The sequence below is a fragment of the Ensifer sp. Root278 genome, assembly GCF_001429285.1.
Lineage (GTDB): Bacteria > Pseudomonadota > Alphaproteobacteria > Rhizobiales > Rhizobiaceae > Ensifer.
The window spans coordinates 104,976-123,066 of sequence record NZ_LMJJ01000009.1 but is presented as its reverse complement, the minus strand read 5'-3'; the positions used below and the strand labels follow the sequence as shown (position 1 = coordinate 123,066).

17 protein-coding genes and 2 pseudogenes are annotated in these 18,091 nt (G+C 61.5%); 8 read left to right on the top strand and 11 right to left on the bottom strand.

The genetic code is table 11. The features are described from left to right. Nucleotides 1-367 precede the first annotated feature (367 nt). Nucleotides 368-1,846 (top strand): group II intron reverse transcriptase/maturase, encoded by a 1,479-nt coding sequence (ltrA, locus tag ASE60_RS10390; protein WP_162261287.1) that lies wholly within the window; start codon nucleotides 368-370, stop codon nucleotides 1,844-1,846. A gap of 7 nt (nucleotides 1,847-1,853) precedes the next feature. Continuing rightward, a complete protein-coding gene (locus ASE60_RS10385; protein ID WP_057249912.1) occupies nucleotides 1,854-2,057 on the top strand; it encodes a hypothetical protein in 204 nt (67 codons plus the stop codon). Between the two features lie 79 nt (nucleotides 2,058-2,136). Here the strand turns inward: ASE60_RS10385 and ASE60_RS34505 are convergent, their stop codons facing one another. Next, nucleotides 2,137-2,562, bottom strand: a complete 426-nt coding sequence (locus tag ASE60_RS34505; RefSeq protein WP_156414622.1) for a hypothetical protein — start codon at nucleotides 2,560-2,562, stop codon at nucleotides 2,137-2,139. Nucleotides 2,563-2,905: 343 nt separating this feature from the next. On the opposite strand from ASE60_RS34505, the gene ASE60_RS10375 reads away from it, so the two are divergent. Beyond that, a complete protein-coding gene (locus ASE60_RS10375) occupies nucleotides 2,906-5,185 on the top strand; it encodes an OmpA family protein (RefSeq protein WP_057249942.1) in 2,280 nt (759 codons plus the stop codon). A 162-nt stretch (nucleotides 5,186-5,347) separates the two neighbouring features. Next, nucleotides 5,348-7,111 carry an adenylate/guanylate cyclase domain-containing protein gene (locus ASE60_RS10370; protein WP_057249906.1) on the top strand — a complete coding sequence of 588 codons (1,764 nt, stop codon included), beginning with the start codon at nucleotides 5,348-5,350 and terminating at the stop codon, nucleotides 7,109-7,111. A 165-nt stretch (nucleotides 7,112-7,276) separates the two neighbouring features. Here ASE60_RS10370 and ASE60_RS10365 read toward each other — a convergent pair whose 3' ends face one another. The 6 genes and pseudogenes from ASE60_RS10365 to ASE60_RS10345 form a co-directional block, all read right to left on the bottom strand. Beyond that, nucleotides 7,277-7,582, bottom strand: coding sequence for a hypothetical protein (locus ASE60_RS10365; protein WP_057249940.1), 306 nt, complete (start codon nucleotides 7,580-7,582; stop codon nucleotides 7,277-7,279). A gap of 156 nt (nucleotides 7,583-7,738) precedes the next feature. Continuing rightward, nucleotides 7,739-7,840 (bottom strand): annotated as a pseudogene (locus tag ASE60_RS34500) (LacI family transcriptional regulator); the annotation flags it as partial. 71 nt (nucleotides 7,841-7,911) lie between these two features. Next, complete coding sequence (locus tag ASE60_RS10360; RefSeq protein ID WP_057249903.1) at nucleotides 7,912-8,550, bottom strand: LysE family transporter; 639 nt, start codon at nucleotides 8,548-8,550, stop codon at nucleotides 7,912-7,914. A 592-nt stretch (nucleotides 8,551-9,142) separates the two neighbouring features. Continuing rightward, nucleotides 9,143-9,355: pseudogene (locus tag ASE60_RS33605) on the bottom strand (MBL fold metallo-hydrolase); the annotation flags it as partial. A gap of 3 nt (nucleotides 9,356-9,358) precedes the next feature. Next, nucleotides 9,359-10,252, bottom strand: coding sequence for an SDR family oxidoreductase (locus ASE60_RS10350; protein ID WP_057249898.1), 894 nt, complete (start codon nucleotides 10,250-10,252; stop codon nucleotides 9,359-9,361). A 50-nt stretch (nucleotides 10,253-10,302) separates the two neighbouring features. Beyond that, nucleotides 10,303-10,959, bottom strand: a complete 657-nt coding sequence (locus ASE60_RS10345) for an O-methyltransferase (RefSeq protein WP_057249896.1) — start codon at nucleotides 10,957-10,959, stop codon at nucleotides 10,303-10,305. A 90-nt stretch (nucleotides 10,960-11,049) separates the two neighbouring features. Here ASE60_RS10345 and ASE60_RS10340 point away from each other — a divergent pair, with 90 nt between their 5' ends. Then, nucleotides 11,050-11,691: a TetR family transcriptional regulator gene (locus ASE60_RS10340; protein ID WP_057249894.1), complete on the top strand. Its 642-nt coding sequence runs from the start codon at nucleotides 11,050-11,052 to the stop codon at nucleotides 11,689-11,691. 112 nt (nucleotides 11,692-11,803) lie between these two features. On the opposite strand, the gene ASE60_RS10335 is transcribed toward ASE60_RS10340, so the two are convergent. Beyond that, nucleotides 11,804-12,961, bottom strand: coding sequence for a DUF882 domain-containing protein (locus ASE60_RS10335; RefSeq protein ID WP_082615800.1), 1,158 nt, complete (start codon nucleotides 12,959-12,961; stop codon nucleotides 11,804-11,806). A 407-nt stretch (nucleotides 12,962-13,368) separates the two neighbouring features. Here ASE60_RS10335 and ASE60_RS10330 point away from each other — a divergent pair, with 407 nt between their 5' ends. Further along, nucleotides 13,369-13,698, top strand: coding sequence for a hypothetical protein (locus tag ASE60_RS10330; RefSeq protein WP_156414621.1), 330 nt, complete (start codon nucleotides 13,369-13,371; stop codon nucleotides 13,696-13,698). A gap of 92 nt (nucleotides 13,699-13,790) precedes the next feature. Here ASE60_RS10330 and ASE60_RS10325 read toward each other — a convergent pair whose 3' ends face one another. Next, the gene (locus tag ASE60_RS10325) at nucleotides 13,791-14,039 is read right to left on the bottom strand and encodes a DUF982 domain-containing protein (RefSeq protein WP_057249890.1); all 249 of its coding nucleotides are present in this window, start codon (nucleotides 14,037-14,039) and stop codon (nucleotides 13,791-13,793) included. 205 nt (nucleotides 14,040-14,244) lie between these two features. Between ASE60_RS10325 and ASE60_RS10320 the strand changes: the two genes are divergently transcribed. After that, complete coding sequence (locus tag ASE60_RS10320; protein ID WP_112994905.1) at nucleotides 14,245-14,889, top strand: glutathione S-transferase family protein; 645 nt, start codon at nucleotides 14,245-14,247, stop codon at nucleotides 14,887-14,889. A 55-nt stretch (nucleotides 14,890-14,944) separates the two neighbouring features. On the opposite strand, the gene ASE60_RS10315 is transcribed toward ASE60_RS10320, so the two are convergent. Then, on the bottom strand, nucleotides 14,945-15,427 hold the full coding sequence (locus ASE60_RS10315) for an Lrp/AsnC family transcriptional regulator (RefSeq protein WP_057249886.1): 483 nt from the start codon (nucleotides 15,425-15,427) through the stop codon (nucleotides 14,945-14,947). A gap of 35 nt (nucleotides 15,428-15,462) precedes the next feature. Then, nucleotides 15,463-16,065: an amino acid synthesis family protein gene (locus ASE60_RS10310; protein WP_057249884.1), complete on the bottom strand. Its 603-nt coding sequence runs from the start codon at nucleotides 16,063-16,065 to the stop codon at nucleotides 15,463-15,465. 170 nt (nucleotides 16,066-16,235) lie between these two features. Here ASE60_RS10310 and ASE60_RS10305 point away from each other — a divergent pair, with 170 nt between their 5' ends. After that, nucleotides 16,236-18,038: a helix-turn-helix domain-containing protein gene (locus ASE60_RS10305; protein WP_057249882.1), complete on the top strand. Its 1,803-nt coding sequence runs from the start codon at nucleotides 16,236-16,238 to the stop codon at nucleotides 18,036-18,038. Nucleotides 18,039-18,091: the final 53 nt, after the last annotated feature.

Here is an 18,091-nt window from a genome sequence, read left to right as displayed (position 1 = left end):
TGGGAACGCCGGTACAAACCGGCAAGGAGTAGATGGTGCAAGTCCATTACGATGAAGGAGTAGCGATCCACATCGGCCCCGAGTCATGCGCGGGTAGTCGTGAGGCTGTACGTGAAGTGTTGACAGGGGAGCATGCAGGCCAGCCATTGAGCCGCGAAAGATTGGACATTTCGGGTGCCGACGCATTCCACCTATGCGGAAGGCAATACGATCGGGCGCGCTATCGCAAGCGTCCGTTCGACCCAGCGCGGTCGCAGACCCTGGCATGCATGGACGCTCCTTGCACGGGAACCGGGAGGCCTCGTGATTGGCCAGTATGGCATAGCCCCATGTTGGTCCGCATCGGGAAGGTGAGGAACCGTAGCCGATGATGCACGATCATGAGGAGTCTGATTCCGCCATAGTAGCGAAGAACCCTGCGAACAAAGTCGGTCTGCCGGCGGCGGAGCAGGAGGAGCGAAGGGCGGGAACCGAGGGGAATGCGGATCAGCACAGCACGCGCCGGGCACAGGACCGGGAAAGTGTGTCCCATGCGCTGGACCGCATACGACAAGCCGCAAGACACAGGAAGAAGGAGAAGTTCACCGCGCTCTTCCACCACATCAATCCGGAGATGCTGAAGACAGCGTTCTACGCACTCAAGCGTAACGCGGCCCCCGGCGTGGACGGACAAACGTGGCGAACCTACGAAGCAGACCTCGATCAAGGGATCGGGGACCTGCATTGTCGAGTTCAGCGGGGAGCGTATCGTGCACTACCGTCACGGCGGACCTATATACCGAAGCCAGACGGACAGCAGCGGCCGCTTGCGATTAGCGCCCTTGAAGACAAGATCGTCCAAAGGGCGACGGCGGCGGTGCTGAACCAGATCTACGAGGAGGACTTCCTCGGGTTCAGCTATGGGTTCCGACCGGAGCGCGGCCAGCACGATGCGCTGGACGCCCTCTTTGTCGGGATCGATACGCAGAAGGTGAGCTATGTTCTGGATGCCGACATTGCGAGCTTTTTCGACCGAGTCAGCCAAGACTGGCTGATCCGTTTCGTGGAGCATCGCATCGGCGACAAACGCATTATCCGCCTGATCCGTAAATGGCTCAGCGCGGGTGTTCTGGAAAACGGTGTCGTTCAGACGAGTGAACAAGGGACCGGACAGGGCTCGGTGATCTCACCGTTGCTCGCCAACGTCTATCTACACTACGTCTTCGACCTTTGGGCCGAGCGCTGGCGACGGCGCGAGGCCACCGGCGATATGATTATCGTGCGCTATGCAGACGATATCGTGGTCGGCTTTCAATACGAGGCCGATGGCAGGCGCTTCTGGAACATGATGCGAGAACGGTTGCGGGAGTTTTCGTTGCAACTTCATCCGGACAAGACCCGATTGATTGCGTTCGGCCGCTTTGCGGCTCTCACGCGCAAGAAGAAGGGCCTTGGAAAACCGGAGACGTTCAATTTCCTTGGCTTCACGCACATCTGTGGAAAAGATCGGCATGGCCGGTTCCAAATCCGGCGGAAAAGCCGACGCGACCGCAGAAGTGCAAAGCTAAAGGAGATCAGGAGCGAGTTGCAGCGGCGCATGCATCATCCAATTCCCGAACAAGGAAAATGGTTGAAGCAGGTGACTACCGGCTACTTCGCCTATCATGCCGTACCGACCAATCATTGGTCGCTCTGGGCGTTTCGGGAAAATGTCAAACGGATCTGGCTGCGCACGCTAAGGCGACGAAGTCAGAAACATGCGCTGACATGGGACCGCATGTTGAAGATAGCCGATGAATGGCTTCCGCTACCACGTATCCTTCATCCTTGGCCGAATGCGCGTTTTGCCGTCAAACACTCAAGGTAGGAGCCGGATGCGGGAATTCCGCACGTCCGGATCTGTGCGGGGGGCGCTCAGCAATGGGCGTCCCTACCGCGAACGGCTCAGCGACCTGCTCGAACACGCCGTCGACGCCGCCGGCCGTCGGATCAGCCGGCTGCAGCCAGCCCTCGGCCCATGCGATCTACTCTTCAACGCTGCGGCCATCGATCTCGGCGGTGGTGGTGAAGTCCATTGATCGCAGCGCCACTAGGAAATCGCGCACGGCACTGAGCTCGTGCCAATCTTGCGCTAAGTCCCGGAAGCGTCGCCAGCGGCTAGCGTCGCGCTTGCGACGCCGATGTTCTTCGGCGCTGCTCGGCAAGTTGGCGCTCTCCCTGCTTAACCAATCCGCCTTGGCGCTCAATCGCCTTGAACAGCGCATCCAGAATGCGGTGTTTGCGGTGGTCCGTTTCGGAGAAATAGCCAGGGTCATAAAGATTGCGCCTCCATGGATCGTGCTCACTGCGGGCTTGACGCTTTTTCTGTTCGTGCTCCGCGAGGCATGAGGCGATGACTGCGTGGGGTCTCAGAAGACGTTCGGGCACCGCAAGGGCGGATTCACTCGCACGGGCTTTTTCCGCCTGTTGCTTGACCTCCGGCGGGAGCTCGATGGGAGGCGCCGGCAACGGTGTCGGTCGAATGGTGATGGAGCGTGTATTGCTCGATTTCGGCAATGGCGTCTGTTTTGGTGCTTTGCCCACGGAATGTTTCGCCCAATAACCACTTACCAACGAGCAGTAATGTCCGCAGGAATGCCGTTCAGTGAGGAAACGCTCGCGCGCTTGGCCAGCGACCTCCGAAAATTCGCCTTTCGGATCAATACGAACGACAGCGCGACCTGCCGCCAGCAGGTTCGGGATCGGCCTGCAAGCGGAACCGATCGGGAACTGCGGCGTTGGGACGAGCCTTTGGCTGACACAAAAAAGTCGGAGCCGCGGGGCATGGCCCCTTGGGGCGCGCGAACAGGCGTACCGTTCTGCCGGCTTTGATGCGGGCGATAAGCGCAACTGGCGCGGGGACCTCCCAATAAGAGGAACAAAGATGATGTCGATTCGATCCAAACTTTTCGCAACGGTGACCTTGCCCGTCTTCGCCGTATCTTTCGCGATTCAGCCGGCGCTAGCCGAGAGCCTGAGGGCGCCGTTCCAGGTAGCGCAGGAAGGGACCGACCAGCAGTCTCCCGAGGACTTGCTTCTGCTCAAGAAGCGCAAGAAGCAGCATGCCGCCGAGGAAGGGCAGACAGAACAGCAGCAACCGCAGGCCGAGGAGCCGCAGCGTCAGGTCGAAGAGCCGGTTCGCAAGAAGCGCAAGCAGCAGGCCGAAGAGCAGCAGCCCGGCTCCGAGGAAAACGCACCGCGGCAGGCTGAAGAACTCCAAGCGCCTGTGCGCAAGAAGAGGAAGCAGCAGGCCGAAGAACAGCAGCCTGGCGTCGAGGAAAGCGCTCCGCAGCAGGCCGAAGAGCAACAAGCTCCGATGCGCAAGAAGCGCAAGCAGCAGGCGGAGGAGCAGCCTGGTGCAGAGGAAGGGACTCCGCAGCAGGCCGAAGAGCAACAAACTCCTGTGCGCAAGGAGCGCAAGCAGCAAGCTGAGGAACAGCAGCCTGGTGTCGAGGAAGCGGCTCCGCGGCAGGCTGAGGAGCAACAAAATCCTGTGCCCAAGAGGCGCAAGCAGCAGGCCCAAGACCAGCAGCCCGCCGTAGAAGAAGGGACCCCGCAGCAGGCCGAAGAACAGCAGGCACCCGCGCCCAAGAAGCGCAAGCAGCAGGCGGAAGGACGGCAGCCCGCCGTAGAGGAAGGCAACCCTCAGAAGGCCGAGGAACAGCAGGTACCGCTACCCAAGAAGCGCAAGCAGCAAGCTGAAGGAAAGCAGCCCGAGGAGCAAAAGGCCCTCGAAGAGCGTGCCGCACCGACAGGCGAAACCACAGCCGAGCAGCCGACGCCGCAGACAGGCGAGGGTGAGCAGCAGCCGGTTCCAGGGGCCGAACAACCCGCAACGGCCGAGCAGCGCCAGGGCGAGGAGCACCAGGGCAAGGCCGCTCCGATCGTTGTCGACAAGCGCACGAAGGAAGAGAAGCGCAAGATCGCCCAGGATCCGGCGGCGACCGACGAAACCGTGGTGCTTCCGGTCGACAATGGCGCGGCTGTGCTCGACAGCGACAAGGACGCCGATAATTCCGGGGGCAACCAGGGGCGCGAGGCTCGGCGCAAGCAGCGCGAGGAGCTGCGCGTCCAGGATCAGAACATAGCGCCGCCGACCGACGACGCCGCGGCCCAGGCGGAGATTCCGGCCGAGGGTCGGCAGGCCGTTTCGCAGAGGATCGAGGCCGCGATCAAGGAAGAAGGGCGACGCGTCGAAGCGGCGCCAGTCTTCGCGGTCCCGGAGACGACGAACATCGTCAACAACACCGTCATCAACAATACGGTGATCAACAACACGACGGTCAACAACACCAGGAACAATGATGTGACCGAGGTGCAACTGGTCGAGAGGGTCGGCGATCGCGTTGTCCTCGGCGTCGGCGACCAGATCTTCGTGCGTGGCGACGACCGTCCGCGTCTGCGCCACGATGCGCAGGAGGCCTACTACGACGAGCTTCCGCGCGGCCGCGTTCGTGAAACGATCGTCCGCCCGGGCGGGTATCGGATCGTTACCGTCTACGACCGTTACGGTGACATCTTGCAACGCTCGCGCGTCGACGGCGACGGCAACGAATATGTGCTGATGTACGCGCCGGAGTATCAGGAGGAACGGCGTCCGGCGATTGTCGACGTCGGTTACGAACTGCCGCCGATGCGCCTGACGATTCCGGTCGACGACTACATCGTCGATTACTCGGAAGAACCGGATCGGGACTACTACGAATTCCTGTCCGAGCCGCCGGTCGAACGCGTCGAGCGAGTCTACACGATCGATGAGGTCCGCAATTCGGCCCGCCTGCGTGACAAGGTCCGGCGCATCGATCTCGACACGATCCACTTCGCGACGGGGAGTGCCGAAGTCTCGATGTCGCAGGCAAAGACACTGCGAACGGTCGCCGACGCAATGCAGAAGATTCTCGACAAGGATCCCGGTGAAACCTTCTTCATCGAAGGGCACACGGACGCTGTCGGTTCTGATCGCTCGAACTTGGTCCTCTCCGATGAGCGTGCCGAATCCGTCGCAGTCCTCCTGACCGAAGTTTACGGCATCTCGGCGGAAAACCTAGTCACGCAAGGCTATGGTGAGCGCTTCCTGAAAATCGGCACGCAGGAACCCGAGGAGGAGAACCGCCGCGTGACCATCCGACGCGTGACGCCGCTGGTGCGCCCGGTCGCGCAGCGGTAACCGAAAACTGCGTCGCCATGCGTCCTATCAGGCGTGTGGCGACGCAGCATTCTGATTGCTGCAGATCCTCCGATCTTGCGGGCGACAAGCACCTGTGAATATGGGAAACTGAGCGCATATTAAGCCCAACGATATCGTGGCGCCGCAGGAGCGGTCATCGCTATGGATCGAAAGCTCGCAGCCATCCTTTCAGCCGATGTTGCTGGTTTCAGTCGCCTTGCGGCGCTGGACGAGGAAGGTACGCTTGGTGCACTAAATGTGTGCCGCAACAGGATTGCCGAAGTGGTGAAGGAGCATGGCGGCCGTATCTTTGGAACCGCCGGTGACGGGTTTGTCGCCGAGTTTCCAAGCGCTGTCCAGGCCGTCCGGTGCTCGGTCGAAATCCAGCGCCGTCTTTTCAGTACCTTGGAAGACCGCCCGCCCGATCGCCGTTTGGAGTTCCGCATCGGTATCAACCTGGGTGACGTGGTCGTAGCGGGAGACGACCTGCTCGGCGACGGCGTCAATATCGCTGCGCGCGTGCAAGAGATCGCCGCTCCGTCAGGCATCTGCATTTCCGCATCGGTGCGCGAGCATCTCGATGGGAAAGTGCCGTTCCCGCTGATCAGCCTCGGCGAGCGCAACTTGAAGAACATCCCGCGCCCAATTTTCGTCTTCGGGGTCGATTGGCAGCAAGAGACGTCTGTCGAAGGCGGCATCGCGTCCGTGCCACCACTTGCCGCCCGCCGTGGCAAGGACCAGCCATCGATCGTCGTCATGCCCTTCGACAACCTCAGCGGGCGAGACGATGAATACTTCGTGGACGGCGTTGTCGAGGAGATCACCGCGGCGCTCTCGTGCGTTCGGAATTTCTTTGTAATCGCGCGACAGTCCGCGTTCACCTACAAGGGACGCTTCGTCGACGTGCGCGAGGTCGGCAGGGAACTCGGCGTCAATTATGTGGTCGAGGGCACCGTTCGCCGAGGCGGCGATCGACTGCGCATTTCGGTGCAATTGGTCGATGCGGAGACAAGGACCCAGTTCTGGTCCGACCGTTACGAGGGTGCAATCGAACACATGTTCGAGTTCCAGGATCGGATCGCGGCGCAGGTGGCAGGCGCCATTCACCCGGCGATCCGCGATGCCGAGATCGAACTGGCTAGGCGCAGGCCGCCGACCAGTCTCAGGGCCTATGACCTTGTCATGCGCGCCTACCCGAACCTCTGGGGCCGCCGCAAGGATACCAACAACCAGGCGATCGAACTGCTGCGGCAAGCTATCGCCGTCGATCCGGGCTATGGTCGCGCGCATGCACTTTTGGCGTGGTGCCACGCCTCGAACGCCTCCTACCTATGGACCGAACAACCGGAGCGTGAGCTGGAAAAGGCGCGCGCAGCGGTAGAGGCTGTGGGCTCGATCGGCGACGATCCAACCGCCCTGACTGCCGCCGGTGCGGCAATGAGCATCTGCGGCGACCAGGAGCGCGCGACCACCTTTATCGAAAAGGCGCTTGCGCTTGATCCGAACAATGCCTGGGCATGGGCGCGCCTGGGGTGGCTCGCGATCTACAAGGACGAAGCCACGCACGCACCGGAATGCTTCCAGCGGGGGATGACCCTGAGCCCAAGAGATCCGCTCGCATTCAACATGAGATTGGGGATGGCTTTTTCCTTGGCCATGGAAGGTGCTCTTTCAGAGGCGATTGCGATAGCCCATGAGGTCGTCAACACCTATCCGGACGTCACATGGTCCTACCGTCATCTCGCCGCCTGGTCGGCGATGAACGGAGACTTGGAGACCTCCCGATGGGCTGCGAGGAAGCTATTGGCGGCCGAGCCAGGCTTTACAATCGACCGGTATCGAGCGCTTCCCTGGTTTCAAAACATCCCGCGGTGGCAAGATCAAATGGCCGAGGGGTTGCGGAAAGCGGGATTGCCTGAACGCTGATGGCCATTCAAGGACATGCGCGATGGCTGGAAAAGGCGCAAAGCACTCTGCCCCTGCGTGGGGGCTTGCCCAATAGAGCGGTTCCTGCGTCGGGCCGATAAGGGCACATGGATTGCTTGCCGGACCCGGATGGCGGGCCGGTCTGCTGTATGCTCTTCGCTTGCGTCAAATCCCCGACCCGTCCAGTTCTTGGTCGTCATCGCCTTCCCAGGGTAGGGGCATCGAGGTGAGATTGAGATTGGCTGAAGGCATCGGCATCCAGCATTTCAGTTCCGGCTCGGCGTATTCGATGATGCGGCCGGGCGAGGAATCGGAGGCGCGCCAGCCTTCTCTACCGAACTGATCGCCATTCGACCAATATGCAAGGTCAACTTCCGCTGTCCCCTGTTCGGACGGGCGGATCGTGACGAGGATCCGACTGCCGTTTTTCGGTGCGCTTGCCATGTGGCGCCAGCGGTCTGGCTCAGCCATCATTCGTCCTCCTCCTCGCTCCCGGTTGCAAGTTTCGCCGCGCCGTCGAAAACGGTCAACACAAACTTTGGGCAACCCACCGTCTATCGAGTGGGGTTCGATCCACGACATGCTGTACGAGCGTGGTCGCGGCGAGTAAGCGTCGCTCATATATTAGCGGCGGCGAATCGCCGTAACCCCGTGAAATCCAATGCGTTCGGCAGCTTCCCGCACGCGTTCGGCCGGCTGGGCGCGCACCGGACCCCGCACATTCAGTATGCGGTCGACGTTGGAAACGCCGACGTCTGCGGCTTTGAAACATGGTCAGGAGAGTCGAGTGCGGATAGGCCCTAGCCGATTGTTCGCACGCTATCGGCCATCAGCTTGATGCCGAGTGCGCCCACCACAGCGCCAGCCACGCGGTCAATCCAGGTCTTCGAGCGCAGATAGACGACCCGCGGCGCACGTGACGAAAAACCAAGGGCGACAATCGCATACCACACGAACTCGTCGATGAAGAGCAGTGGCGGAAGCGCCAGCAGCATCCAGGTGGGTGTGGGAGACGGTAGCAGCGCAGCAAACATGGATGCATAGAAGATGGCCGTCTTCGGATTGGAAATCTGCACGAAAAGGCCCCGCAGCAGAGACTTCCACAGTGTACCTGGTTGATCTGCGGGCGCATCGGCAATCGCTATCGTCTGGGGAGCGGCACGCCAGATACCGACGCCGATCCAGACGAGGTACGCGCCACCGGCGAGCCTGAGCAGCATGCTGAGCCACTCCACTTGAAGGAGGATCGCTGTCAGGCCGGCGACTGCAATGCAAGCGAATAGAAAGCCGCCAATTCCCATGCCTACCGCTGCCATTAATCCGTCAGCGCGTGACCGGGCGATCGCGATACGCGACACCACAATAAAGCTTGGGCCAGGACTCATGGCTCCAAGAAGGAAGACGCCCAGGATGGTGACAAGAATTGCGAATTCATGCATGTCGCTTCCTCCCGAAAAATCCGGCACCGCGGTGCGCCAGCACTATGGCGACTGTTGCGTCGTTGCTCAATCGTCCGAGTGCTCAGTCCAGCACGCGCAACCGACGCGTATCCTCATTTGGGGCGATTTGGCCGTTGCTCCATTCCCTCAGGCAAATTCTATTGTGGCCTGGGCTTCGTTGACCACCCAATCGATGAACACCTTGGCGAGCGGGGAATGGTCCCGGTTCTTTTGCGTGCCTTCGTCGCCGATTTTATGAAACCTCTGAGCGGGCGGACAAGCGCACCTTGGGCAAGCTCTTCGCCAGCAGTGATGTTGTCCTCCATCGCAATGCCAATTCCGCAGCGTGCCGCCGCGAGGTTCTGATTGAAATCTTCAAAACTCAGCCGGCGAACCGTGACGGGTATCTCCTGGTCGTGGTGACGGAACCAGTCGTTCCAGTGGGTGGATCCGACGCCGTCGAGAAGGACGTGGCGGGTCAGGTCCCTGGTGCGCTTGATGTCGCCGTCCCGGTTGAGGAGGATTGGGCTGCAACGCGAGTTGCTTCCTCTGGGTCGTGTTCAAAAGCCGTTGTGCCAGTCGGGGTGTTCGAACCCGACCGCAAGTTCAGGTCAGGGTCCAAACCCAGGCCGGCGTCGACGAGTATCGTCTGGTCGCCGCTGCGAAGGAGGACCACGTTGCGCGACCAATCGAAAGCGTCTGACGGCAGGAACATGCCGTTTAGCCACTCCGCCCGGACGGCCGGGTCGACGTTGTGGGCCAACATCGCGGTTGACAGCGACAGCACCCCATCGCTGACCACCAGCGCTCATCGGGTGTAGTAGCCGGGCTGATCGAGGTCTGCGAGAAGGCCGGGGCCGGAAGGCTGCCAGTCAAGCAATGTCCGGGTATGCGCGCTGGAAGCGGCCATGTCGGCGCCTGCCATCGTGGCGAACCAGCCGAAGTGTTCACGCGGCCGCGCCTCGACAGGAAGGTTGAGTTGGCGGCCGATTACAGCGGCGATTTCCTTGAACGGGACCGCCTCGTCGGCGACGGCGTGGTACACCGGTTCCGTCACTCCCTGCTCCAGGGCGAGCCGGTAGACGCGGGCGGCATCCAGCCTGTGAACACCCGACCAGCAGTTCTGTCCTTCGTCGACATAGGCCGAAACGCCAGTCGCGTGCGCCAGCTTCACCAGGACCGGAACAAAGCCGTAATCGCCGATCCCGTGAACGGACGGGGCGAGGCGTATGGTTGCTGCGCGCACGCTCCGGGCGGCAAGGGTTCTTGCTGCTGCCTCCGACTTGCGCGGGCTGGCCGGGTTCGGAAGGTCCATTTCGGTGACGCCGCGCGGCAGGCCGGACAGACCGGAGGTAACCAGCAGCGGCCGGTTCGATCCTTCGAGTGCACCGCCGAGGATCTCGATCACGCGCTGGTCCTGTGCGGCACTCTCGAGGAATGTCGTGAAGCCATGGTTCCCGGCGGCATGGATGAAATCATGGTTGAAAGCGGTATGGACGACGGCGTCTGCCGCCGATGCGGCTTCGCGCAGCACATCAAGGTCGTCGAGCGAGCCCTGGACTATATTGGCGCCGGCGGCGACAAGATGTTCTGCTTTCTCCATGGAGCGGGCAAGGCCGGCGACGCGGTGGCCTGCGCGTAAAAGGTCGTCCACGATGGCCGCGCCGACCCAGCCGGTCGCGCCCGTTACGAATACGTGCATGATGTTTCTCCAGTCTTTGGACAAGTCTTGAAGGTTGGATAGCCGCAGATTTATCCGGCCCGCATGGACAGTTCGACATCCTCCGCGAAGGGCACGGAGATATAGCCCGAGGCGTCTGAGCGAACATGGGCAAGGTAGTCGGGGCAATCGTCGGCGTTATCAGCGACAATCAATGCGCCGGGTTTCAGACGGTCTTCCACCAGATCCAGCACCTCGCGGTAGAGGGCCTTGGCGCCATCGAGCAGCAGCAGATCGATCGTCTCGGGAAGACGGGTGCTCAAGGTCTTGAGCGCATCGCCTTCCCGGATTTCGACAAGGTCGATAAGGCCGCCGTCAGCCAGGTTTTGGCGTGCCCGTAGGATCTTGGAAGGCTCGAACTCGCTGGTGATCAATCGCCCGCCGCCATTGTCCCGCAGCGCGGCGGCAAGATGGAGCGTGGAGATGCCGAAGGATGTGCCGAATTCCACGATCGATTTCGCGCCGCAGCTGCGAGCCAGCATGTAAAGCAGCGTGCCCGTTTCGCGCGATACCGGGAGCCAGAGATCCTTCAGTCGCCCATACAAATCGAGATATTCCGTCTTGCTGCGCACGAGACGTTCGCGCTCCTCGCGCGAAAGCGCGGCCATCGCCGGACTTGATGCCGCATCGGCTTCTTTGAACAGGCGATCGAGAAGCGGTGCGAGAGGTTCGGTGGTCAAGGTCGTCATGAAAAGCTCCGTTGTAGGAATGCGGCTTGTGTTGAAATTGAAAATACGAATAATTCGTCGCATTTGCTAATCGCATTGCCGAGCGCCCCAATGACGGATCGTCCAAGTGCCCGTATATCCTCAAGAAAACAGCCAAGGCAGGCGCGCTCGAACGAGCTTGTCCGCGCCATTTTGCAGGCTGCTGTTCAGGTTTTGGCGGAGGAGGGTGCGCAGAGATTCACCACCGCCCGGGTGGCGGAAAAAGCCGGCGTGAGCATCGGATCGCTCTACCAGTATTTTCCCAACAAGGCCGCGATCCTCTTTCGATTGCAAAGCGATGAGTGGCAGCAGACGACGGATCTTCTGCGGGGTATCCTCGAGGATCGCTCGCAATCGCCGTTTGAGCGGCTACGGACCCTCGTCCATGCCTTTATCCGGTCCGAATGCGAGGAGGCGACCGTCCGCGTCGCGCTTGATGATGCCGCCCCGCTCTATCGCGATGCGCCCGAAGCTCGGGAGGCAAAGGAAGCGGGCGATCCGATCTTCGAAAATTTCATGCTGGAAGTGCTTCCGCACAGCACCGGTGCTGCCCGGCAACTGGCCGCGGATCTGATCATCACGACGATGACCACCGTCGGTAAGGTGTTTTCAGAGACGCCACGGAGTGAGGCCGAGATAGAGGCCTATGCCGGCGCCATGGCCGACATGTTCTGCGCCTACATCAGCAGCATGGCTGACGGCGCCAAATCGTAGCGTCTGAAACGTCTCTGTGAGGTGGGCGGAGCCGGCAGGTTGAGCCGACCGATTGATTGACTGGCGGCCGGTTCGACTGCATGTCGCCGGGATACACGTCCGCGCGCCGCAATCAGCCGTCCGACCAGAAGCGTTCCTTGTCAAAGGCCTTTTTCTGTTCGCCGAGTTGGGAAGCGCCTTTCGGTGCGCGGTTTGCATCCTCAGCGCTGGACACCGAGAACCAGAGGCCTGCTGGAAGGATGACTTGCTCAAGATCCTTGGCCGGCGCCAGCGCCCACTTGAGAAGCGTAGCGTCGCGAATGGCCCACTCCGTCTTCGCGAACGGCGAGCCCGTGAGACTGGATTCGCTTGCGCCCGGTGCCCGCATCATGCCCGTGCCAAGTGCGATCTTGAACGACGAGGACGGAACGAATGCAGAGATGTTTACTGGGAGCGCGCGCTCGCTGGCGACCGTGCGGAGCGTCGGGAGCGGGACGCTGATTGACGCAAGGTCGAAGAACGGCGGCTCTTCGACAGTCTGCTTGAGGGTCTGGCGTTCGAGGGCTTCTTCCCCACGGCTCTTGCGCGTTGGAAGCATGGCGGTGAGCAGGGTGTTGTCGGCGGGTGCCGCAGTCTTGAATTTTGCTGGACCGGCACTGTTCGCAGCCACGATCGAGGTGGCCTTGACCCGTCGTTTGTAGTCGGCCATCGCCTGGTCATAACCCGGCAAGGTCCCGCCATTGGCGGGAAGGTGAAGCGTCTGCCCCTTCGGGAAAATGCGGGCCAGTTCCTGGCGCGACATCCGCGGCCACGCCCGCACGTTTCCGACGTCGAGATGCACGAAGGGAGATCCGGAGGTGGGGTAGTAGCCGACCCCTCCGACTTGCATCTGCATGGCGATCTCCCGCAACCGAGCGAGTTTCACGCCTGGAATGTAGAAGTCCATGGCCTTTCCCAGCATGTGCTGGCTGTTCTTGGCGACCCCGGTGCTGCGCGAACGGCCGCGCAGCATGTTATTGGTGGCGGGCGAGCGGTAGGCGGAGACGATGTTGATGTAGTCCTTGGCCCCGGCACGCTGGTAGACTTCCCAGACGAGGTCGAGAAGACGCGGGTCCATGCGGGCAGGCTCGTTCCTACGCCAGTCGCGGAGAAAGCGATTGATTTGTGAAAGCCCTTTCGGGTCGTATTTACCGTCCCGCTTGAAGGTGATCGTCGCGCGCTCGCCGGTGTGGGTGAAGAACAGTTTTAATGATCGAACTTCCGCCGAAGACGCGGTGGTGGTGAAGGCCATAGCGGACGCTGCGATGGCTGCGATCGCGGTCACACGCCCAAACCATCGTCCAATGCGCTGAACGCTTCTTCTTGCGACGCCGCACGATACAGGCGCCGGATACGCGGTTACTGGATACTCAGACACGGCGGGTTCCGATTCATTCGAGGTACAATCCACCGGCGGCAACGACCGGCGGTTCGGCTCTTCGACGGAAATTATGGTCAACGAAGGATTAAGAACCCGTTGATGCTGCCCCCTGAGGCTTCATGATGAAGAATTCCTGCGACGAGCAGATCCCCACGACCTCGGCCTTCGTTGGCCAAATCGGTCGCCCAAGGCGAGGCCACTTGCTTTCTCCGGTCCATACGTTAGGTCATACTGAATGAACCGGTTGCACTGTGGTATCTGCGTAGCCTGGGTGTCCTATGAGAAGTACTTCAGACGTCATTGCAGAACTGACGCAGGCCGAGCGTGACGTTCACATGCTGACGGAGGGCGAAAAGCTTCGCCTCCTCGTCCGGGCCTATGTCGCTGTCCAGGAAGGCTGGACGATGCTCGGGCAGCCCGATCGACTGAAGAAGTCAGCCGAAACCATGGATGTCATTCGGGCCGGTGGGATGCCGGTGCATCTCTACGATGACGAGATGCGGGCAATCCTCCAGGAGGCCGTCAAGGTCATCAGGCAGATCGAGGCCGCCATGGAAGCGAAAAACAATCCGATGCCCGCACGTGGCAAGTCTACGGAGCAAGAGTAGTAAACGCCCGGCGATACGGCCGAAGACCATCGGTCGCGCTGCTCGTCGCCGTCCGTGCGTGGGACGTTCGCGAGACCAAGTTGCCATCGACTTCAGGAAAGAACGTCGTCGTCTGAGATTGGGAACGAAGATTCGATGGCCGCGCCAATGAAGGCTTTCCGCGAAAGCCCAAGCTGGTCGCCGCGCTCCAGAGCAGCGCGGCAGCGGTTTCTTGCCCGTTCGTAGAACCATCCGCCCTGCGGCATTTCGCTGAGATACTGCAGGGCATCCTGTGGCCCGTTGATGGTGCGCTCGCCTTTCACACCAACCCTGACGGGGTGATCCCAAATGATCGCTTGCATTGCCGTTGTCTCCGGTTCGGCGCAGAACGCCTGGCCCGGAAATTTGTTCCTGGATCGGGCAGAGAGTGGCACCAGTCAATTTTGACTGCTTGCGACCTCAACTCAGTCATGGGCGATGTTTGAGCATTCCGGAAGCTGGCGCTTCTGGCACAATCTTGCGGGGCGGTGACCAAAATGGCACCGTGCACTGCGAGGAAAAATGAAGATGGCCGATACACAAGGACTTTACCGCCTCTACGGCGTTCCGAGCTGGGGCTCCGTCCTCGTCGAAGCGGCGCTGGTGCAAGCGCGGCTACCCTACACGTTCGAGAATGTCGCGGGGTTCGATGCGCCCGGCCCGGCCCGGGACCGTCTTGTCGGCGTCAACCCGCTCGCACAGGTGCCCGTGCTCATACTTCCCGATGGCACGGTGATGACGGAGAGCGCTGCCATTCTGCTTCATCTTGCGGAGACATACCCAGAAGCCGGACTTGCGCCACCGGTCGGGGACCCGCTTCGTCCTGCCTTTCTTCGTCGCCTGATCTGGCTCGTGACTGCCGTATATGGGACCTTCACCTACGCTGACTACCCCGAGCGTTGGGCACCGAGCGTGCCGGACGAGTTGCGCAGCCGGGTGCTCGGGCGCCGAATGGATCTGTGGCGCCAGTGGGAGGACGAGATCGCACCCGCGCCGTGGGCGCTCGGAGAGCGGTTCTCTGCCCTTGATATCTGGATCGCGGCGATGACGCGCTGGCGACCGGGGCGCGATTGGCTGGCAGAAAACTGCCCGAAGCTGCTCAGTATTGCCCGGCGTGTCGACGCGGATCCCGATCTTCGCGAGCTATGGACGAGTAACTTCGGCGCGATCTAATTCGCAACCCTGTCCCGCCGGGTGCGTATGTCTGGCGCTCCGGCGCCAGTCCCTGCTAGGCCACGTCGGCCATCAGCAAAGACACGGGAAGCACCGCTTCTTCCTTGACGGTCTTGGTGACGATGTAGGTGAAGTAGCGCGCGATGCCGAGTTCCCTATCGAGAAGTGTGTCGATCAGGCGCTGATAGGCGTCGATATTGGCGGCGACAATTTTCAGGATGTAGTCGACGCCGCCGCCGACCGACCAGCAGCAGACGATTTCCGGAATATCGCGGACGGCTCGTTCGAACCGGTCGAAGTCCGCCTGACGGTGGTTGGCGAGCGTCAGCTCGACCATCACGCTGGCAACCGGCGCGACACGCCGCAATGCCACATGTGCATGGTAGCCGCTGATGATGCCGGCCTTTTCGAGCTTGCGCAGCCGCATCCAGCAGGGCGTGGGCGAAAGGCCCGCCTTTTCGGCGAGCGCAAGTTTGGTGATGCGTCCATCCCGCTGGATTGCATCGAGAATGCGCAGGTCGATCGCATCAAGCTTCATGGCAAACTCCCGCGCAACTCGTTTGTCTGCTCTTATCAAGCCTTGCTGAGCAATGCAGCCTTTTCCGCATCCATTTCGGCGATGTCCTGGAACCGGTCGGCAATGCGGGCATGGGCACGGCCGCTGTCGGAGGCACCTATGGTGACGATGATTTCGTCCGGCCCCGGGGCGTCGGCGATCTGGAAGTTGGAAGTGAGAAAATGCGATCGTTTGCCGCTCTCGCTCTTGTGCATCATCGGCAGCGACAGCAGCGCGCCCGGCGCATTGCGGGTGTTGGCGAATTCGAGGTAGTTGGTGCCGCCGATCGCCTCGCGAAAGGGATTGCCGAAACGCAGCGTGTGGATCATTGCCGAAGCATGTTCAATTTCACCGGCAATGCCGACGGCCGCCGCCTTGCCGCAAGCCTCGATCCGGTCCGCCGCCATCTGACGAAGCAGCCGGTCCGTCATCTCGTGGCTGAGTTCGCCGGCGATACGGATGATTTCCGGCCGCAGATCTTCGACAAAGCCTCGCCCCGCCCAGGGGTTCTGGATCACCGCCGCCACCACGACGACGTTTACCGGGCGCGGCGCCACCTTGCCGCCCTCCACCAGCGTTTCTTCGAGGAAAGTGCAGATTTTTCGAATGCCGATCGTCATGGGATGCGCCGTTGCTGTTTGTTGGGATTGCTTCGCACCCTAGCGGGATCGCCGGGCGGCGCTTCCTATATTTCGTCGGAAGATGTGCGCTGCGGCTTCTCGGAAGCGGAGTAGACTTTGGCCTTCGCCGCGCGCATGGTTGGTTGATAGATGTCAAGAGGCGAGACGATTTGGATCAGAAGTCCCAGATACTGGCGCTCCGCGACGTCGCCAGTCAGATCAACAGCGGTGGCGATCTTCAGACGGCGCTGCAGCAGCTCATTGCGGCCGCCTGTCGCCATGCGAACTGGTCTCTGGGGTCGATCATGGGCATCGACGCGGCGCATGGTTACGCCCATGTCATCGTGCGCTACGATCCGACACTGATCGAGCGGCAGTTGCCCGACAAATGGGAGCTGGCGACCAGCCCGTCGCTGATCGCGCTGCAGCGAAACGAGCCCGTCTACATCCGTGACGCACGCGAATCCGCCGAGTTTCCAGGTTATCGGAAGGAGGCTTTCGAGCGCGACTATCGTACGGTGCTCGTCATGCCGATGAACTGCAGGGATGCTGAGGGCCGACCGATGGTGCTGAGCGTCATTGCTCGCGAGGTCGCCGAGGTGTCGGAAGACGATCTCGCCTTTCTCGGCACGATCATCCACCTCGGTGCCATCGCCGTCGAACGGGAACATCGTCTCGAGGCGGAGAAGCGGTCGGCGCAGCGGCTGGAGCGCGCCCTGGAGGCACATACCTCGCTTCTGGAACATGTGTTGAGCGATGGGTCGGTCGCACCACTTTCGGCCATGGTCGGCACGATGCTGCCGAATCCGACGGTGGTCGTTGATTTCACCGCCAATCAGGTTGTCGCCGGCCAACCGCCGAACGCACTCTACGACGAGGCCAGCTGGCACGAGGCGGCTTCCACCGTTCTTAGCCGGCCGCTGATGAAGGCCGCCCGAGACGCTGTCGAGCGCGGGACGACCGATGCCGTGAACCTCTACCTCGATGACGGCACGCAACGGTTCAAGATAACGGCCCGTGTCGAAGCGCTGATGGTCGACAATCAACTGGTCGGGGCGCTCATCATCTTCCCGACGACGCGCGAGTTCAGCGATCTCGATCTCCTGATGCTCGACAGCGCCAAGTTTGCGCTGAGCGTGCAGATGATGCGAAGCTTCATCCGGTTTCGCTTCGAGACCAGGACGCAGACCGAACTCTTCTTCGAGATCGTGGAGGCGCGGTGGCGCAATGCCGGCGATGTTGCCCAGCGCGCCCAGCGGCTCGGCCTGAGTTTTTCCGTGCCTCAGCAGATGATCGTCGTCGATTTTCCGGATAAGACGAAGGCATTTGGCGGCGCTTCCGTCGATGTGGAGCACACGCTGTCGCGTGTCATGCAGCAGGCATCCGTTCAGGCGAACCTGATTGCCGTCGAGGGCGGCGTCGTCTGCCTCGTTCCCCACGATACGGGTAAGCGGCAGGAGCGCACGACAAAGCTCGCCCGCCGTATCGCCGAGGAACTCGGCCGTTACTTCGACGAGGCACCGATCGTCGTCGCCAGCAACCGGTGTGCCGCCCTGTCGGATTATCCGCAGGCCTGGGAACGCTGCGCCCGAATGATCCGCATCGGCCGCTCCTTTGGTCTGACTGGCGCGGTCTCTGCGCAGGATTTCGGCCCGCTGCCGATGCTGGTCGCTGCCTGCGAGGCCGGCGACGTGCGCGGTTTCGTGCACGAGAGTGTTGGGGCGATCGCCGATCACGACCGGGACAACGGAACCCCCTACCTCGAAACGCTGTCGATCTACTTGCAGGAGGGGTGTCGCAGCCAGGCTTGTGCCGACGCGATGGGCCTGCATGTGACGACGCTGCGCTATCGGCTGGCGCGCATTCAGGAGCTGTTTGGCGTGGATGTCGAAACGCCGGAAAAGCGCTTTGCCGTCGAACTCGCGATCCGCCTGCACGGTGTCATCGACAACCGTTCCACCCTCCGCAGCTAGATTTTCCTCGTCCGTCGGGAGCCGTCTTGCGACCACGTCGCCACCCCTTTTCG

Bases quoted from the DNA above. Each gene is read 5' to 3' on its own strand.
- ASE60_RS10345 (WP_057249896.1), bottom strand. From the start codon at position 10,959: ATGACGACCTTGACCACCGAACCTCTCGCACCGCTTCTCGATCGCCTG.
- ASE60_RS10350 (WP_057249898.1), bottom strand. From the start codon at position 10,252: ATGCACGTATTCGTAACGGGCGCGACCGGCTGGGTCGGCGCGGCCATC.
- ASE60_RS10330 (WP_156414621.1), top strand. From the start codon at position 13,369: ATGAGAAGTACTTCAGACGTCATTGCAGAACTGACGCAGGCCGAGCGT.
- ASE60_RS10310 (WP_057249884.1), bottom strand. From the start codon at position 16,065: ATGACGATCGGCATTCGAAAAATCTGCACTTTCCTCGAAGAAACGCTG.
- ASE60_RS10320 (WP_112994905.1), top strand. From the start codon at position 14,245: ATGGCCGATACACAAGGACTTTACCGCCTCTACGGCGTTCCGAGCTGG.
- ASE60_RS10375 (WP_057249942.1), top strand. From the start codon at position 2,906: ATGTCGATTCGATCCAAACTTTTCGCAACGGTGACCTTGCCCGTCTTC.
- ASE60_RS10360 (WP_057249903.1), bottom strand. From the start codon at position 8,550: ATGCATGAATTCGCAATTCTTGTCACCATCCTGGGCGTCTTCCTTCTT.
- ASE60_RS10335 (WP_082615800.1), bottom strand. From the start codon at position 12,961: ATGGCCTTCACCACCACCGCGTCTTCGGCGGAAGTTCGATCATTAAAA.
- ltrA (WP_162261287.1), top strand. From the start codon at position 368: ATGATGCACGATCATGAGGAGTCTGATTCCGCCATAGTAGCGAAGAAC.
- ASE60_RS10340 (WP_057249894.1), top strand. From the start codon at position 11,050: ATGACGGATCGTCCAAGTGCCCGTATATCCTCAAGAAAACAGCCAAGG.
- ASE60_RS10315 (WP_057249886.1), bottom strand. From the start codon at position 15,427: ATGAAGCTTGATGCGATCGACCTGCGCATTCTCGATGCAATCCAGCGG.
- ASE60_RS10385 (WP_057249912.1), top strand. From the start codon at position 1,854: ATGCGGGAATTCCGCACGTCCGGATCTGTGCGGGGGGCGCTCAGCAAT.
- ASE60_RS10325 (WP_057249890.1), bottom strand. From the start codon at position 14,039: ATGCAAGCGATCATTTGGGATCACCCCGTCAGGGTTGGTGTGAAAGGC.
- ASE60_RS10365 (WP_057249940.1), bottom strand. From the start codon at position 7,582: ATGGCTGAGCCAGACCGCTGGCGCCACATGGCAAGCGCACCGAAAAAC.
- ASE60_RS10370 (WP_057249906.1), top strand. From the start codon at position 5,348: ATGGATCGAAAGCTCGCAGCCATCCTTTCAGCCGATGTTGCTGGTTTC.